Genomic DNA, 17,048 nt, shown 5'->3' with positions numbered 1-17,048 from the left:
ATCACTTCTTCAGGCTTTGTAGAAAGCCTCACACTTTTGTTGGAACGACCCTTTTGATCCCATGAGACGGGCGTGGATCTGTTTTTTCCAGAGATCTCAGAGGGAACTTCATCCCCCGGGGGGCGGGAAGGGGGAAGAAAAGATCCTGAATAAAGGGTTGTGTAAGAACACGCCTCAGGCATACCTGATGAAAATGTTCAGAGCAAGTCCAGGGAGTATAGAGAGATATCCTTGATCTTTCTCCACACAATAGGGCAACAGATGGGGGACACGCACCCTCGCCGCCCCCATCCATCTTCGTCGTGGGAAGAACGGAAGACAAGGTCCCCCAGCGCGAGACGGCGGGTTCAAATCTTTCGGTTGGGGCGGCATGTCTGATCGATGTGCCTTCTCACACACTCACGCCTGGGGCGCTGCCCCCGGACCCTGGAATATAGAAAGATAGGACTGGGAAGGCAGAGGGCTAATCTTTCTGAGGTTGTTCTTGTACACTGTGTATCAGTCACAGGCATAGGGTTATGGGATCTACTCGTCGACAAGAACTTCTTCAGAAAAAACCCCGTTTCAGCCCGTCGTCGATCGGGCGCCGGGTGTCCTGGTTCAATTTTTGTATGTATGGATCGAAGGCGTGGATCTTCGTGCTCACCGGGAAGGGGATCTTCAGAGTGGAGATGACCGCCTCACCGGTATCCAGAGTCTGAATCTCAGTGTCCATCTGTGAGAGATCCTGTTTTGCGCTGCTTGCGATGATGTCACGGTCGCCCCGGTCGCCAAGTCCCATCACCACAAAGGTGTTGAGCTGGGCGAGGACTCTTGGGTCGATGTTTTTGGGCTGCTGGGTGATCACGCAGAGCCCGACCCCGAACTTCCTTCCTTCCATCGCCGCCTCGCGGAAGACCTGGGTCCGTCTGCCTCCCGTGCCGAGCACCCGCTGCGCCTCCTCGATCGCGATGAGCACCTGGGGCGGTTCCTCTTCTTTGTCGACCCCCCACTCGCGGTGGCGCGCCATGATCTTGCGGGTGATGACTGAGAGGACAAAGAGTTCGCTCCTTTCACTCATGGCAGGGATGTCGATGAGGACAACTTTGTTCTCATCAAGGGCCTTGATGATCTCAGGGATGGCCGACCCCTCTTTTCTAAAGAAAGAATCGTTGTTCCGCGTCAGGATCTCAAAGTGGCGCTTGAGGACATTGAGCGGACCCGGGTGAGAGGTGCGCAATTTCTGTGCGATCCACTTGAATCCGCCGGTGTAGTTTTCGACGTCGAAATCAACAAAATCAGTCTCTTCAAAAAACGCAATGAGGTCAGAACCTTTCAAGTCGCCGAGAAGTTCGAGGACATCGTGCTGCGGATCAGAATGATCGAAGAGGATGTTCAGGTCGGAGGCCCTGATATCGTCGTACTCAAGCCAGAGGCGGTTGAGGTGGTACTTTTTCAATTTCTTCTGGTCGATAGTGAAGACCGCAAGCCCGTCTCCCCCTGCTGTATAATGGAGAAGACCCCTGGTGGGATCGCCGGTGGAAGAACGCCCCCCGGTGGCGTACTCACCGTGCGGGTCGACGATGAGCATCCCGAACTCCCGCGCCTTCATGCAGGAAGCGGAGAAGACCTTCATGAAGTTGCTCTTGCCCATGCCAGTGGTCGCAAAGACTCCCATGTGCTGGGCCATCACCCTTGCATGGAGGGCGACCGGGACACCTTCGACGACCCCCCGTCCGTTCTTGAGAAGCCCGACCTCGATCTCGCCCATCTCCTCTCTGAGGAAAGCGAAGTCCACGGCATCGGGATCGGCGACCACCTCGGAGAACTTTGAGGGGACGGTGTTCGGTTTTCTGAACCTCCCTCCCTCATCGAGGTAGCCGAGTGGGACCGCCTCCACCCCCAGGAAGACATCCTCACCCATCTCGTAGAACCGACCGGTATAAGGCCTGGTGTCCCATCTGGGATCGGCGAAGTTGCAGGCATGGCAGATATCGCTCACCTTTGCATAGAAAGTCAGGCCCTTTGTCCGGTCGGTGATCTTCAACAGATCGCCGACATAGATCCTGGCGTCATGCGGGACGATGAAACGGTACGAGAGGACGCTGTTGCCGATGAGTCGGTACTTGGCCGAGTCGTCGTTATCGATAGGATGCAAATGTGTCATGAATATCACCAAAATATGCCTTGTATTCGCTCCCGGTCATGCCCTGCCCGCTCATCCCCCTGATGAGTGCCTGTCTGACCTGCTCCACCTGGTCTGCGCCGATGGTCACGAGACGATGGGCGTCGAAGAGGGGGAAAGGATAGCCGGTGACCCTCCCGTCGTCGGCATAGGAAGTCAGGGCGGCAAACGTGGTCTCGACCGATCGAGATGAGGTGCCCTTGGGCACCTCCACCTTGAAGGCCAGGGGCGCCTTCGGATGGAGGGAAGCGACATAGGTGTCACCAAAGTGCCACTCCTCGTAGCGCTCGGCGTCCATGACCTCAGGGGGCACCTCCAGGTACCATGCCTCGTTCCTCCCCAGGTCATGGGCGAGGGCCGCAGCGGCGGGGACGAGGGGGATCCCCCCACCCCAGGTGGACGCCGCCATCTTGGTCACCGCGGCGATGAGAACGCCACGCCGTCTGGCAGACCTCAGGATATCTTGAAGGACCGGACGGTGGCTCTCGTGGTCGACCCTGAGGGCACCGTCAAGAACCAGAATATCCCCGGCATCAAGGTTCGAGACAAGACGTAATGCAGTCGAATACTCAAGGGTGTCCCTGAGGACGGACGCGGCGCGGGAGCGGTCCTCGTTCTCAAGGGATCTGAGTGGCGTGCTCTCAAAACATGCGGCATAGAGATCCCCATAGGCCGGGTTCTCGGTCTCGGGGCCGATCCTGAACGCGCGCAGCGGGGTCTCCCCGGCATGGGCTCTCCGGCCGCCCGAGAAGGTCGTCTCGACGGCCCTGACCAGGACGACAGAGAAACTGCCGCTCTCAAGGACCATGGCATTGCTCCCGTCCACCGCCGAGAAGTATCCTTCCCACTCCTCCCCACAGGAGATGAAGGACGAGGCATCATAGCCTCCGGCCCTGGCAAACCTGGAAGAGAGGTCGGCAGGGCGAATCTTTCCGAGATAACCGAGAACACCATTGAGATCGTTCTCGTCGAGGGGGATCACCCGGACACCTCCTCGATATGGCTCTCAGGACCAGGGCCCTGTTCGACACGGAGCGTTGTCTCGAACTCCTCATGGACCTCGCCGATATGAGAGATCAAAAAGATCTGGGGGAAATGGACCTCCTGTGTCCTGAGGGCCCGGATCAGGTTGGTCCGCCGCTCCTCGTCCTGGCTCCCGAAGATCTCATCGAAGATCAGGACCGCAGGGTCGCCCATCCCGCGCATGGCCGCGAGATACCTGGAGAGGGCGATGCGCAGGGCAATGGCGATGTCGTCCTGCTCCCCGCCCGAGAAGCGTGCAGCCGGGTAGTCGGCGCCCATATCGTTGACCATGAGGGTGAAGTCGTCGTCGAAGGTGACAGTGTCGTAGCGGCCGTCGGTGATCTCGCCGAGCACCTCGCCGACGACCCCCTCCAGTCGCCCGCGCACGACGCCGAGAAGGTAGGTGGTGTACTCGGCGAGGAGGGTGCGGGCCAGTTTCAGGTTCTCCCGTTCCTCTTCGAGGGCCTGGATCTCTGTTCTGATCGTTCCGGCCTGCTGCACTTTTTTCTTCAGTTCCTCCCTGCGCATCTCAAGATTTTTGACCTCGTTCTGGAGCCTGCTCAACTCTTCCCGCCGCGCCTGGGCCGCCTCGGCGACGGTGCGGGCGCGGGCGCGCACGCCGGCGAGACGATCGGGGTCGAAGTTCAGGGCTTCTCTCGCCACAAGCACCTCGTTCAGGTGCTCTTCAGCCACATGGGCCTCTGAAGCGAGCGCGGATATCCGCTTCTTCAGGTCAGGAAGGCGGGTCGCCTCCTGTGCCAGGACAAGATACCTGCGGTGCCGCTCCTCGGCCGCCTCCCTCCCCTTGCCGAGACGGACATAGAGATCGGGGTCGAAGCCCAGGGTCTCCATCCCGGCGGTGCAGTCGACACACGCACGGTCAAGACGGGCGAGTTCCTTCTTCACCGCGTCGTACTCGTCCTCGACCTTCTGCCGACCCTCGCACCTGGCGCCGGCCGCGAGGTACTCTTTCCAGAGTACCTCAAGCCGCCCGGCCTCTTCTTCGAGCCCGGCCTTCTGGCCGGGATCATAAGTGTGGGCCGCACAATCGAGACGCGCTACCTCGATGGCAACGAGCGCCGCGCTCCCCCCGGTGTCAAGGGCTTCAAGGGCTTCGAGTTTCCTGGGCAGGGCCGCCGTCTCCCCTGACAATCGGTCATATCTTACCTTGAGTTCTGAGAGAGACGCAAGTTCACTGACGATCTGCTCGTGATGCCCGGGGTCATACACCCCGAACCCGAGGGCGGCGATCGCCTGCTCCTCGGCCTCACACCTGGCCGTAAGGAGATCGCACCGGCGGCCCCGCTCGACGAGGGCCTCCTCTCGGGCTGCGATCTCGGCCTGCAACCCCTGGAGGGCGCGGCAACGCCCGGTGATCCCGGCGATCTCCTCCTCCACTCTGGCGCGCTCGCACTCGATCTCGGCGATCCCGGCGTCCAGTGCGCTGACCTCCCGCTCGGCCGCGGCGGCCTCCTCCTCCAGCCCGGCGACCAGGTCTGGATAGTGCGTCCTGAGGGGCTGGTGGCAGGTGGGGCAGCGCGAGTCCGCGCCGAGAGATTCGATCTCCTGCAGGTGCTCCCTCACCGACGCCGCCCGGTTGGCAGAGGCCTCGCGCCCGGCCCTGGCAGTGGCCAGGGACGAGGTGAGCGTCGCACGCCTTTCCTCCGCCTCCTCCAGGGCCACGGCCGGGTCGCCGAGCGCCTCCGCATCGCGGCGAAGCCCCAGGATGACATTTTCCAGGGCAGCGTACTCGTTCCTCGCCGAGCGGATCTCCTCACGGAGGCGGGAGGCCTCGCGGTGATGGCCCGCCGCCAGATCAAGCACCTCCTTGAGACGACGACGCTCATCGTACCTCGCGACCCCGGGCTCGAGGTCGGCGCGTTCGGCGTCCCTCTGCCTGAGCGCCGCCACCTCCCGACTGAGCCCGGCCGTACTCCGCTCGACCTCGGAAAAATACTGCTCTGCCGCACGAAGATGGTCACAGAGGTGCCGGTGCCGCTCTTCGTCGACCTTCAGCACCTCCAGTTCTTCTCGCACCTCCCCCAACCGCCTGACCGATGGTTCGAGCTCACGGTAGCGGGCGGCGTCGACGTCGAGTTGTGCGAGAGTGGCCGAGAGTGTGTCGAGCCGTTCAGCCTCCCGCACCTTTTCAGCCTGGAGAGACGTGCGCCGTCCTACAAGGAGGTCGTGGTCGTGCTTACGCCCTCTCCACGTTTCATAGGTGGAGACGATCCCCTCGTACTCCTTCTCAGAGGCAGCGAGGGCATCGTAATCGCCGAGGTTTTTCGAGACCGCTTCCACCTCACGTTCCAGCGCAGCTGATTCCGACCTCAGGCGCTCGATCTCTCTCCTGCAGGCCCCTTCCATCTCTGTGAGCCTGATGACCTCACGTTCGGCCGCTTCAAGAGCCTCTCGCTCGGCTTCGGTCTCCTCTGCCTCCGCACGAAGGCCCGAGAGTGCTCCATGACACGCATCCACCTGCGCGCCGGCCCCGGCCACTTCGGCCCGGCATGTCTCAAGAGCCTCCTGCATGCCATCCTCATCAAGGACCGAGAGCTTGCCGTCTGCCCTCCCTATCTCATGCTCGACCCCTTCAAGTTCTGCCTTCAGGACCGCCTGCCCCTCTTCCTTGAGGTAGTCGATCCCGAGCATCTTCATGAACCACTCCTTCCGCGCCGCCGGCCGCTCGTCCAGGAGGGCGAGCAGATCCTTCTGGGCGGCAAAGACCGTGCTCTTGAAGTCTGAAGGCCCCATCCCAAGGACTCGTTGCACCTCAGAGGCGACGGCACTCACCCCCTCGGCCAGGTGCTTCTCGCCGCCGAGCATGAAGAGCGAGGCCTTGTGCTGCGTCGACCCGGCCGTCTTCCTGAAGGTGCGCTGGACGACGTACTCCTCGCCGCCGGCCGCAAACTCAAGGCGCACCTCACAACGGTCCTTTGGGCCAGCAAAGGACGAGACGACGTACTCGGCGTCCACCCCCCCCTGGACACCGTACAGCGCAAAGAGGATCGCGTCGGTGATGGAACTCTTCCCTGCCCCATTGTTCCCCACGATTCCCGTGATCCCGTCGCGGAACCTGATCTCCTCCTCGCGGTACCGCTTGAAGTTGTGGAGGATCAGTCTATGCAGGAGCATCGTCGCCCTCCGCGTGCTCCCTGATCACCCGCTTCAACACTTCTTGCCCTTTTTTGAGGGCGTAGTCGTGTTTCGGTCCGGGAAGATGTTTTTCTGCGAGAAAACGCCCGAACTCCGCGACATAGTCAACGCCGGAGAGGTCGCCGGAGGCAAGACGGGGCCGGTCCTCCTCGGCACATTCGGTCCTGACCTTCAGATCGAGGAGGTGCCCGGCGCATTCCCCGGTGCCGATCTTACCAACAGCGCTGAGGGTCGCCCGGTCCACCCCGGCGATCGTGACCTGGCACATCGCGTTGGCTTCGGTGACTCTCTCCACCTTCCCGGCCATGGCGTCGACGATCTCGCGGGCCGAGAGCCCGGCGCCCTCGATGGTACCGAGATCATACATCGGCGTGCGCGGAAGATCGAGATGCTTCACCTCACCACTCTGCGTGTCGACCACCAGCCCCCCCTTCCGGTCTCGCAGTTCCCCATAGGTGCAGTGCTCGATGGACCCGCTGTACCAGGCGTTTGCCCCGACCGAGAGTTGCCCGTGATAATGGCCGAGGGCGATGTATTCGAAGGCGTCCGAGATCATGGTGCTGTCGATCTCGTGCTCGGCGATGGTGTGGAGTTTCTTCTCGGCGACCATGCTTGCCAGTCCATGAGTGACCATGAGGTTGGGGCCGGATGGGGAGAGGGTGATCTCGTCGAAGGCCCGCCGGTAGTCCCCCGCCTCGAGCATGTTCGGGATAAGATGGAAGAGGGTATCGCCCAGTTCCACCGCCTCGTACCGATACTGGTAGGCGGCATGCACCTCGGCGCCATGGTATTCTAGGACGGTGAAGGGAGACTGGGTATATCGCGTCCTGGCCATCGAATGGTTGCCGGCGATGACGAGAAGGGGGATCCCGGCCGCGGCCAGACGGTCGAGCCCCTCCAGGGCGGTGGTGTAGGCCCTGGTCTTTGGCCTGACCTGGTGGAAGAGGTCGCCGGCATGGACAACAGCGTCGGGACGCTCGCGCACGATCACGTCGACGGCCGCCAGAAAGTTCTCGTAGACCAATCGCTCCCGCAGGTTCATCCCGGTATCAGGGTCGATCGTATGGAAGGCCGCAAGGCCCAGGTGCGTATCGGCGATATGTACACATTTCATGCCCACTGATCCCTCGTTCTGCCGTCATATATAGGACTGATCTCCGCACCCCGAAAGTAAAGGAGAGAGCGTCACCACTATTTATTGCGGAGGCACAATATGAGGGTGGTGATTTTATGACGCAGCGGGCCGTGGACGCAATCTTTCAGGCTATGTTCCTCCTCACCGACCTGCGGGCGCTGATGCGGGAGACCGCGCCGACGCACGACCTCGATGAGGAGCAGCAGGCATCTGTCGCAAAAAAGATGGAAAAACTGCAGAAGCAGGTGAAGATCATCGAGCAGGAGCTGGTCAGGTGAAGTGCACCGCCGAGATCGAGCTGCGCGATGTGGAGGAGATGTACATCAACATCGATCCCATTCAGGCCGGGGGACGGTTGACCGCCGACGCAATGAAGGCGGTCATCGCCTATGGCGACGGCTACTCGGTCTGCGATAACTGCAAAAAACCCTTCAGGCTCGACTACATCCAGAAACCGCCGATCGCCGATTTCCACCAGGATCTCGCGGCGTTCGTCGGGATGGACGAGGCGCGGGTGGTGCCCGGGGCCCGCCGCGGTTTCCTGGCGGTCGCAGGGACATATGTCCAGAAGGGCGACCCCGTGATGCTCACCGGGCTCTCCCATTACACCGAGTTCATCGCCGTCGAGAATGCCGGGGGGGTGCCGCTGGAGATCCCGAAGAACGAGGCGAACATCATCACCGCCGAGGCCGCAGCGGCCAGGATCGAGGAGGCGGAACAGACCTTCGGCCGCTCGCCGGTCCTTCTCTTCATCGACCAGGTCGACTACCAGTACGGCAACCTCCATGAGGTGAAGGAGATCGCCCGCGTCGCTCACAGCCACGACATCCCGGTCCTGGTCAACGGGGCCTACACCGTCGGGACCATGCCGGTGGACGGGAAGGCCCTGGGCGCCGACTTCGTGGTCGGTTCGGGCCACAAGAGCATGGCCGCCCCGGCGCCGTCCGGCGTCCTGGCAACGACCTCAGAACGGGCCGAGGAGGTCTTCAGGACCACGCAGATCAAGGGTGATGTCACCGGCCGGACCTTCGGGATCAAGGAGGTGGAGATGATGGGCTGCACCCTGATGGGCGTCACCCTCATGGGGATGATGGCCTCGTTCCCGCATGTGCAGGAGCGGGTGCGGCACTGGGATGAGCACCTCGCCAACAGCCGCCTCGTCGTCGACGCCCTCAGGTCCATCGAGGGGACCGAGGTCAGGTCCGAGATGCCGCGCCGCCACACCCTGACCAGGGTCGACACCACCGGCTCCTTCGACAAGGTCGCGGAGACCCACAAAAAGCGCGGTTTCTTCCTCTCCTCCGCTCTGAAGAAACAGGGGATCATGGGCGTGATTCCGGGGGCGACGAAGGTCTGGAAGTTCAATACCTACGGCCTCACCCGCGCCCAGGCCGAGTATGTGGCACAGGCCTATACCAGGATCGCAGAGGAGAACGGTCTCTCGATCGTCTCCTCGTAAGGCGAACAATAGCGCCGGCTCTGATGGGGTCGGTGCAGCGCTTTTTTCTGGATGTGTAAAGTATTCTACACTGCCAGATCCCGGGAAATCCACCCCGGATCCTGTCTCCTCTTCCGTCCCTTCCGCAGGCGTACCAGGTAGTCCGGATGCCAGGATATTATCTCCAGTCATACAACGGTTCAGGAGGCCAGGAGAGACCCGGTTCCTTCCCCACGTTGCACGAAAGAACGGCACTACAGTAAGAACGAAAAAGAAGCCCGATATGACCCCGGATCAGGGGTTTTGTTCTTGAAACAAGGGGCAATATGGCCATATTTGAGGGTGGGTGTCTCGCATTTCCCAATCACCATCCCGGGGGTCCGGGGCAGCGGCCCCGGTGCGAGCATTGGGGAAGACACGTCGATCAGACAGGCCGCCCCACAGAAAAACGAAGACATTTTTGTTACTCTCTCGCGCCGGGGGGAGACCCCCCGGACCCCCCACGGGGAGGATAGGGGCGGGGCGGCGACGAAGCGGTGATCCCGCTCTCAGACCCGCTCTTCTTCCCTGACGATCTTCCCGTTTTTCGCCCTGATACGCCTGACCCCGCCGATGGCCTCGTCGGCCAGACCTTCGAGATCGAACTTTGCCTCTTCTTTCTCGATCGTCTGGATCTTTGCCTGGGTCGCCGGCCGCTTTGGCACGGCCGCACAGGAGAGGTCGCCCGCGTCCTCGTCAAAGGTTCCGATCATGCGTGCGAGAGCGACCGCCTCGTTCTTCTCATAGGTGAGAAGGGGGCGGAGGACCGGGAGGTCGGCCGCCGCCTCGATCACACCAAGATTGGCGAGGGTCTGGGAGGCGACCTGACCGAGGTTGTCCCCGGTGACCAGTGCGAGGGCTCCTGCGTCTCTGGCGACACCCCCCGCCACCCTGAACATGAAGCGTTTGCAGAGGATACAGCGGTAGTGGGGGTCGGCGGCCCCGGTCATCGCCTCGAAGAAGGGTTCCATATCGGCGACGAGGAGGTCGAGGGGGTGGCCCATGCACCAGGTCGAGAGGGCGGCATGATGGCGGCGGACGGCGTCACGGACATCTGACCCCTGCCACCGACCGCTGTCGAAGGTGAGGTGGGTGACCAGGCACCCGCGGCGCATCACCTGCCAGGTCGCCACCGGCGAGTCGATCCCTGCAGAGAGGAGCGAGAGCACCCGGTCTTGCGTCCCGAAGGGGAGACCGCCGGGCGCCGGAACCCGCTCGTCGTACACCAGGCCCCCATACGGCCGCGCCTCGACAAAGACCTCATAGTCCGGGTGGGAGAGGTCGACCCTCAGACCGGGGATCGCATCATAGATCACCGACCCGACCTCGGCCCCGATCTGCTGGCTTGTCATCCCCTCGACATCCTGGCGCCTGGCCCGCACCGCAAAACTCATCCCCGCCCGCAGGTGTCTTTCCGCAAGGGCAAGGGCCGCCGCGCCCATCTGGGGAATGGTGGGGCCGGTCTGGGTGCAGACCGCGACGTCGACGATCCCAAAGGTCCGCGCCGCCACCCGCGCGATCGCCACCGCGTCGGGGCCGTGGATCAGGAGCCGGTCCCGGTGCACCTCGAACTCATGCCCGACCTCGCAGGCGGTCAGGGCCAGATCCATATTATGGTGGAGTTTTCGCAGATACAGCCGACGCACATTCTCACTCTTGAGAAAGAGTTCACCAAAACGTACAAGCACCGTTCCCATCTCAGACCACCTCGACCTCATCAAATCCAACGGCCCGCACCCCGGCAATGAGGACCCGCGCCTGCTCCTCGTACCCGGCAGGCACCTCGATCCGTGCCGACCGGCCGGAGACCCGTACCCGGATCCGACCCGGGATCCCGGCGCGCCGCAGGAATTCCTCGGCCTCCCGCGCCCGGCGCATCGCCTCAGCGGTGACAGTGATCCCGGTCGGGATGCGCGTGGCCATGCACGAGGAGGAGGGCCGTACCTCGACCCCCCACGCCGCGGCGAGCGCGAGGAGTTCCTCGCGTCCGATGCCGCAGGCTGCAAACGGGCTGAGCACCCCGAGTTCGGCAAGTGCCCGCACCCCGGGCCGACCGGCAGGGTCGTCGCCGGCATGGGTGCCGTCGGCGACGTAGTGATAGCCATGCGCCTTCCCCCACGCGATGACCTGCTCCATCATCGCTCTCTTGCAGACATAGCAGCGTTCGGGGGTGTTCTCGCGCACGGCCTCCCGCGCGAGCATCTCGACAGAGAGTGTCTCGTGCCTCACCCCGAGCGTCCGGGCAACCCCGGCCGCCACCTCCACCTCCTCAGGCGGGACAAGCCCGGTGGCCACGGTCACCGCCGCCACCTCCACACCGGCCCTCACCGCTGCGGCCAGAAGTACCGCGCTGTCGGTCCCGCCTGAGAGCGCGACGACGAGCGGGGCGTGCGCCCTCAGATACGTTCTGAGGCAGTCGGGAAGCATGCCCTGAGGGTGGGCGTTTTAAGGTGATGAAGATTGGGGAGATCCCCCCTCTTCCAGGCGGGCCAGGACACGCTCGACCGCCTCGCGCACCGTCACCTTCGGGATCAGGGCGATCACGATCCCCTCCTCACCCAGGATCTCCTCGGCATGGGGACCGAAGTGGCCGGCGGCCGCCACGTTGACTCCCTCTCCAGCCACCTGTTCGGCCGCAACGATCCCGGCACCCTGCGCCGCCCGCCGGCCGGTGTTCTCGACGACCCTGACCGCGCTGATCGCATGCTTCTCGGTCGAGACGATGGTGAAGGTCTCGCCCCGACCAAAGTCGGTGGCAGCGATCGCATCAAGCCCTCCCGCCCCGTCAGTTGCGACAACAATTTCCATACACGCCTCTATCCTTCACATCAGATAAAGCACTTTTCCATCGACCGGGCGGAAAGAACCCCGGTCCGCTCTTCACTTATAGAAAGTTCTTTAATTCGGGGTATTCTACCTCTATTACAATGGCCAAGAAGAGGGGACAGAATCAGGAGCCAATGAAGTTATTCTATATTTTCTACAGCGAAGAGCGCTGGAATAACTGGCTTGCAACGCTCAGGGAATCCGACTTCGAAGGGGATGCAGAGGGTGAAGAGATGCCCGAGGGCTTCCAGGTCCTCAAGAGTTTTGTCGAGGACATCACCATCTCGGTGCTCAAGATCGTAAAACTGTATCAGAACGAGCGGTTCACCCAGGAGGAAGCAATCGCTAAACTGGAGGGCGTAGAGGTCATCGTGATGCAGCCGCTCCCCGAAGACGACGAGATCGCAGAGATCGTCGACGGCGTGCAACTCTCCCTGATCGCCCTCTTCGCCTCGTGCAAGACCTTCCTTGAGGGGGAGTTCGAAGGCGAGACGAAAGACCTGGTGAAAGAAGGGCGGGACGTAGCCGCAGAGGATCCCGAGGCCGCACTCGAGATCGCCGCCAGGATCGGTGCTCAGATCATCGACGGCGGGAAGTGGAGCGCGACCTTCCTGAAGAGCAAGAGCGAACCGACGATCTTCGACGAGTGGCTTGCCGAGATCGAGACGATGGTCGATGCGGTGAAGTCGCTCAAGAAGTTCGACGAAGAGGCCGGAGACGCGTCGTGATCGCAGAAAAGGCGAGGTTCCGTTCGGCAAGAAAGATCGAGCGGGCGATCGGAGTCCGCATCCCCGACCGTGTCTTCAACTCGGCGTTTCTTGAGGCGGTCACCCCGGCGATGACCAACCGCTCCCTCGATCACCATATCGGGGAGCAACTCCTCAATATCCACCACGACTTCCTCGCCTGTAAATGTAAAGACAACCCCAACTGTGGCTGTCCTGAGCGAAAATTCGCGAAGACGATCCTCGAATACCGGGAGACCGGGCTCGATCACCGCCAGATCAGCGAGGCGCTTCTGGAAGAGTACGGGATCGAGGTCTTCCCGGCAGATATCCTCGGTTTCCTGGAGGAGTCAGTCCATGCCCTCGAAGTGGTGCGCGAGGTCGCAAGGATCGAGGGCAAGGACGAACTGGTCAAGAAGACTGATAAACATATCAAGGCTGTGGAACGGTAGATCGTTCACAACCCCTTTTTTACGACCTCGCGGGTGCAGGCGACAAAACGGGTGATCTCAGGGAGACGCGAGATGACTGCCATCGCATACTCCTTCCCGACGAGATCCCATCGTGGAGATCTCTTCAGCATCTATCTTCCATTCACTCTGTGCATGATTATATAAAGCTCTGAACCGCCTGCACGATCTTCACAGCCGCATCGCCTTTCCCGAAGAGATCAGATCTCCCGCTCTCCGGCACAAATTCTCTCGCAGCCCTGACGATCTCCTGCCAATCGCTGCCGACCAGCACGTTCCACCCGTCCTGCACGGTCTCGACCCACTCGGTGCTCTCACGCATGGTGATGCAGGGGACGCCGAGGACATAGGCCTCTTTCTGGACGCCTCCCGAGTCGGTGAGGATCTGCGCTGCGTCGGCCTCGAGGGCGAGCATCTCCAGGTAGCCGACCGGCGAGATGATCCTGACTCCCTCGTTCGCCTCCTCCCAGAGCCCGAAACCCTTGAGCATCTTCTCGGTCCTTGGGTGGCAGGGGAGGACGACGTTGCCGATCTCGGTCAATGCCCTGACGATCGCGGTGAGTTTCGTCGGGTCGTCGGTGTTCTCGGCGCGGTGGACGGTGGCGAGGCGGTATTCTCGCGTGGTCAGGCCGAGGTCGTCGAGGAGCGAGGAGCGGCGTGCCAGTTCGGCGTTGTCGAGGAGAGCGTCGACCATCACGTCGCCGGTGAGGTGAACACCGCCGGTGATCCCTTCGCGGGCCAGGTTCTCCACCGCGGTTTCCGTGGGGGCAAGGAGGAGGTCGGAGCAGTGGTCGGTGAGGACACGGTTGATCTCCTCTGGCATCCTCCGGTCAAAACTCCGCAGCCCCGCTTCGACGTGCGCCACCGGCACATGGAGTTTGGCTGCCGCAAGGGCGCCTGCCAGGGTGGAGTTCGTGTCGCCGTACACGAGGACGCAGTTGGGCTCCTCTTTGAGGATCAGGTCCTCGATGCCTGCGAGCATCGCCCCGGTCTGGTGGCCATGGGTGCCTGAACCAATCCCGAGGTTGTAGTCAGGGCGCGGGATCCTGAGTTCCTCGAAGAAGAGGTCTGACATCTCGCGGTCATAGTGCTGGCCGGTGTGGACGAGGACTTCTTCGTGCTCTTTCCTGAGGGCGCGGGAGACGGGTGCACACTTGATGAACTGGGGGCGGGCGCCGACGACGGTGAGGATCTTCATGGTGGAGATGGTTGGGACGGGGAGAGGATGAGGGTTGCGATTGGAGGATCACCATCGTGGATTATTTAGTCAGGAGTTCATCCTAAAATCCTGATAGGGAGGGAACTGCCACCCCCCAACTGCTCCCCCTCACACTCCATAAGAAGGACTCTGCAGAACCCTTTTCACTTTTTTCTCCCTGCGTTCTTAACCACCGGACCAGAGCATACCCAGAACTGCACCTTAAGGCTTCGAATTTCGTCATGGATGCCGCTTCGACATCAGGAGCACAAGACCATAGACGATCTCGCCGAGGTAGATGGTGGCATTGACGACCACTGTCACAAACGCGGTGAGCTTTGCCCGTTTGAACCCTATAACCCTAAAATGGCGATCAGAACGAGATAAATACGGCTTTGTAGAAATCATCTTGACATCTCTCTGTACCGGATGGCATGCCACCTCCCGGACCATTCACCACACGATAGGGTAGAGGACAGCAACATCATCATTATAGTCGTCTATGGAGGCAGAGTCCCCAAGCGCAAGCACGGAGGAAGGTAGTTCTGTCACATATGCAATAAGAATAGGTGAGGATCTCTACAGAGCCATAAAAACGATGTTTACTGCTATTGGGATCCCGATTAAATCAAACGATAACCCTCGTGGTTGAGTCACAGGTTCTCCATCTTTAACCTTTATGAAGGATTTTTCCGAGATGATCAAGTTCACCTTTTCTATTATCTCAATCAAGAATCGGGCAGATATAAGAGAATAATATTTTATTATGTATTATTTTTATGCACAAGATTTTACCTGCAAAATCTCTTACAGGGATCTTTCAGGAATCCTCTTATGTTCCACAGAAAATAGTATTATAACAATGATCTCCGAGCCAACATCATCCTTGATTCTTAACGCTCCAGAAACAGGGTTATTCTTAGACTTGGGATGCGGAGAATGTGATTATACTAATATTCTCGGGAGCAAATCAAGAAAAATAATCTCTGTGGATATACAAAGACCAAAAAAAATCCATAAAAAAGAAATTACATTCATGTTGAGCTCAGTAGAACACCTGCCTTTTAATGATAATTCATTCGATTTCATATACTGTTTATCAGTCATACAATTTATCAAGGATGATCGAGCCACGATTGAAGAAATATTTCGGACATTGAAGCCGGGGGGAATGTTTTATTTTACAATTCCTACTCGCAGATCACCTTTCAGAATAATCAGAGATCTCGAAATTCGTTTTGGGACATATAATTATCCACAGTTTAATGTTACTCATCATCATTACTATGCCAAAAAAGACATTGAAGATCTAACTAGAGATTTGTTCCAGATCGAGATCGTTTCTGGGTATAAATTTAATTTCATTCGCCGATTATGCAATCTTATATTGGATCTGTTCAAAGTGAGGAGAGGCGTGGAAAATATTTTTCATTCTATATTCAAACCTAAATTAGGTGATGAAACCCCTCATATCCGGAATAATTGTACTGGAGAATCTTCAGATTATAAACATCAAGAGAGAAAAAAGAATTTCAAACATTTTCACCCATTGTCCTGGTTGATCTATGGACTTGCGTACCATTACATCATAGTGGCAAAGAAGGAGTGAGTCATGAAAAATTATCTGATAACTGGAGCATCAGTACGGAGTAAAGGTGCTGAAGCCATGGTCTTTGAAACCTACAGAAAAATTATGGAGATCGATCCAAATAATAAGATCTCTCTTCTATCTACCAACCCTAAATACGATATATCAGTTATAAATAAAGCCTCGAAGTCAGTAGATATTGAGGTTCTTAGTAGTTTATCACCGAGACATGTGAAAAATCGATACCTAAACTCTGGAGTATCTTTACTATTCTTAGTCAGAGACTTACTATCTATAATCCTAAATAAAGTTGTTCTATGCCATTTCAACCTGCAGATACAATATAAATTACCCCATATTCGGCACATTGATACTTGTGATTGTATCCTGCAAATCGCAGGCATTTCATTTTCAAAAGATTTTAGGAGGATTTCAGCACTTTATTGGGCAGAGCAGATGCTAATAGCAAAAATAATGGGAAAAAAATATTTTTGTATGCCACAATCTATTGGTCCTTCGGACGATTGGTTTATTAATTTCTGCGCAAAATGCGGTTTAAACAACGTTACTTACATCATGCCCAGAGGGGAGAAATCAATTGAGTATCTCAAAAGGTTGCACCTCCGTAATCCCCATATTCAATTCGTGCCAGATTTGGCCTTTGCGTTTCCAAACCCCAGCAACGATGAAGATCAGGAAATCTATTCACGGTATCGTCTTGATCCCTCAAAAAAATATGTTTCCGTGCTGTTCAACACTCATCTTTATACCTGGGGAGGCATGCCCATAGTAAAAATGTTATCTGCAGTTATTGACACTATGATCGAGTCCAAGGGATATCATGTGATACTCATTGCACACGAAGTAGATGACCAGGGCAAGATAGACGATCGGTACATAAATAACATCATCTTCAACCAATGCAAAAACAAAGACGATATATTAAATATACAGGACGATTTAAGAGCAAATGAAATCAAGTCCCTATTGAAATGCTGTGATTTTACACTTTGTTCAAGATTTCACGGAATGGTCTCCTCCCTGAAGGTAGGCGTTGTCCCAATAGTAGTAGGTTGGGCCGACAAGTACTTTGAGATCATGGAACTCTTCGAACTGGAACATCTAGTTGTTGATTATTCGAATTGTAGCACCAAAGACATTGAAGAAAGGATTTCCTATGTCATTTCACACAATACAGAATTGAAAGAGCATATCCAGAGATTCATGCCAAGGTACGAGAATTCATCTGAAACTATGAAAGAGATTGTTATGAACAATGTCTAAAG

16 protein-coding genes are annotated in these 17,048 nt (G+C 58.3%); 6 read left to right on the top strand and 10 right to left on the bottom strand.

Features of this window, described 5'->3' with window-relative positions; genetic code table 11:
- Window positions 1–547: 547 nt before the first annotated feature.
- The 4 genes from RJ40_RS10845 to RJ40_RS10830 are packed head-to-tail and all read right to left on the bottom strand — an operon-like array spanning window position 548 to window position 7,457.
- Window positions 548–2,146, bottom strand: a complete 1,599-nt coding sequence (locus RJ40_RS10845; RefSeq protein ID WP_265580869.1) for an ATP-binding protein — start codon at window positions 2,144–2,146, stop codon at window positions 548–550.
- On the bottom strand, window positions 2,121–3,146 hold the full coding sequence (locus tag RJ40_RS10840) for a DNA double-strand break repair nuclease NurA (RefSeq protein WP_265580868.1): 1,026 nt from the start codon (window positions 3,144–3,146) through the stop codon (window positions 2,121–2,123). The genes RJ40_RS10845 and RJ40_RS10840 overlap by 26 nt, the downstream gene beginning before the upstream one ends.
- On the bottom strand, window positions 3,143–6,322 hold the full coding sequence (locus RJ40_RS10835) for an AAA family ATPase (protein WP_265580867.1): 3,180 nt from the start codon (window positions 6,320–6,322) through the stop codon (window positions 3,143–3,145). The genes RJ40_RS10840 and RJ40_RS10835 overlap by 4 nt, the downstream gene beginning before the upstream one ends.
- A complete protein-coding gene (locus tag RJ40_RS10830; RefSeq protein WP_265580866.1) occupies window positions 6,309–7,457 on the bottom strand; it encodes a metallophosphoesterase family protein in 1,149 nt (382 codons plus the stop codon). Before RJ40_RS10830 ends, RJ40_RS10835 begins: the two co-directional genes overlap by 14 nt.
- 116 nt (window positions 7,458–7,573) lie before the next feature.
- Between RJ40_RS10830 and RJ40_RS10825 the strand changes: the two genes are divergently transcribed.
- Window positions 7,574–7,756, top strand: coding sequence for a hypothetical protein (locus RJ40_RS10825; RefSeq protein ID WP_265580865.1), 183 nt, complete (start codon window positions 7,574–7,576; stop codon window positions 7,754–7,756).
- Window positions 7,753–8,937: an O-phospho-L-seryl-tRNA:Cys-tRNA synthase gene (pscS, locus tag RJ40_RS10820; RefSeq protein ID WP_265580864.1), complete on the top strand. Its 1,185-nt coding sequence runs from the start codon at window positions 7,753–7,755 to the stop codon at window positions 8,935–8,937. The genes RJ40_RS10825 and pscS overlap by 4 nt, the downstream gene beginning before the upstream one ends.
- Window positions 8,938–9,464: 527 nt before the next feature.
- On the opposite strand, the gene thiI is transcribed toward pscS, so the two are convergent.
- From thiI to RJ40_RS10805, 3 genes are read right to left on the bottom strand one after another with little or no spacing between them, the layout of a single operon-like run.
- Window positions 9,465–10,652: a tRNA uracil 4-sulfurtransferase ThiI gene (gene thiI, locus RJ40_RS10815; protein WP_265580863.1), complete on the bottom strand. Its 1,188-nt coding sequence runs from the start codon at window positions 10,650–10,652 to the stop codon at window positions 9,465–9,467.
- Between the two features lies 1 nt (window position 10,653).
- The gene (locus RJ40_RS10810) at window positions 10,654–11,382 is read right to left on the bottom strand and encodes a 7-cyano-7-deazaguanine synthase (RefSeq protein WP_265580862.1); all 729 of its coding nucleotides are present in this window, start codon (window positions 11,380–11,382) and stop codon (window positions 10,654–10,656) included.
- A gap of 18 nt (window positions 11,383–11,400) precedes the next feature.
- A complete protein-coding gene (locus tag RJ40_RS10805; RefSeq protein WP_265580861.1) occupies window positions 11,401–11,763 on the bottom strand; it encodes a NifB/NifX family molybdenum-iron cluster-binding protein in 363 nt (120 codons plus the stop codon).
- A gap of 152 nt (window positions 11,764–11,915) precedes the next feature.
- Between RJ40_RS10805 and RJ40_RS10800 the strand changes: the two genes are divergently transcribed.
- Together RJ40_RS10800 and RJ40_RS10795 are read left to right on the top strand one after the other, a co-directional pair.
- Entirely contained in the window at window positions 11,916–12,509 is a 594-nt protein-coding gene (locus tag RJ40_RS10800) for a DUF2150 family protein (protein ID WP_265580860.1), read from the top strand.
- On the top strand, window positions 12,506–12,958 hold the full coding sequence (locus RJ40_RS10795; RefSeq protein WP_265580859.1) for a DUF5814 domain-containing protein: 453 nt from the start codon (window positions 12,506–12,508) through the stop codon (window positions 12,956–12,958). The genes RJ40_RS10800 and RJ40_RS10795 overlap by 4 nt, the downstream gene beginning before the upstream one ends.
- 5 nt (window positions 12,959–12,963) lie before the next feature.
- On the opposite strand, the gene RJ40_RS10790 is transcribed toward RJ40_RS10795, so the two are convergent.
- The 3 genes from RJ40_RS10790 to RJ40_RS10780 form a co-directional block, all read right to left on the bottom strand.
- Window positions 12,964–13,089 (bottom strand): hypothetical protein, encoded by a 126-nt coding sequence (locus RJ40_RS10790; protein ID WP_265580858.1) that lies wholly within the window; start codon window positions 13,087–13,089, stop codon window positions 12,964–12,966.
- A gap of 26 nt (window positions 13,090–13,115) precedes the next feature.
- Complete coding sequence (gene wecB, locus RJ40_RS10785; protein WP_265580857.1) at window positions 13,116–14,174, bottom strand: non-hydrolyzing UDP-N-acetylglucosamine 2-epimerase; 1,059 nt, start codon at window positions 14,172–14,174, stop codon at window positions 13,116–13,118.
- A 240-nt stretch (window positions 14,175–14,414) separates the two neighbouring features.
- A complete protein-coding gene (locus RJ40_RS10780; RefSeq protein ID WP_265580856.1) occupies window positions 14,415–14,582 on the bottom strand; it encodes a hypothetical protein in 168 nt (55 codons plus the stop codon).
- A 358-nt stretch (window positions 14,583–14,940) separates the two neighbouring features.
- Here RJ40_RS10780 and RJ40_RS10775 point away from each other — a divergent pair, with 358 nt between their 5' ends.
- Entirely contained in the window at window positions 14,941–15,783 is an 843-nt protein-coding gene (locus RJ40_RS10775) for a class I SAM-dependent methyltransferase (protein ID WP_265580855.1), read from the top strand.
- A 3-nt stretch (window positions 15,784–15,786) separates the two neighbouring features.
- Entirely contained in the window at window positions 15,787–17,046 is a 1,260-nt protein-coding gene (locus RJ40_RS10770; RefSeq protein ID WP_265580854.1) for a polysaccharide pyruvyl transferase family protein, read from the top strand.
- Window positions 17,047–17,048: the final 2 nt, after the last annotated feature.

The sequence above is a fragment of the Methanofollis aquaemaris genome, assembly GCF_017357525.1.
Lineage (GTDB): Archaea > Halobacteriota > Methanomicrobia > Methanomicrobiales > Methanofollaceae > Methanofollis > Methanofollis aquaemaris.
Note: the sequence above shows the minus strand (reverse complement) of the source record. Positions and strands in the feature narration are given on the sequence as shown.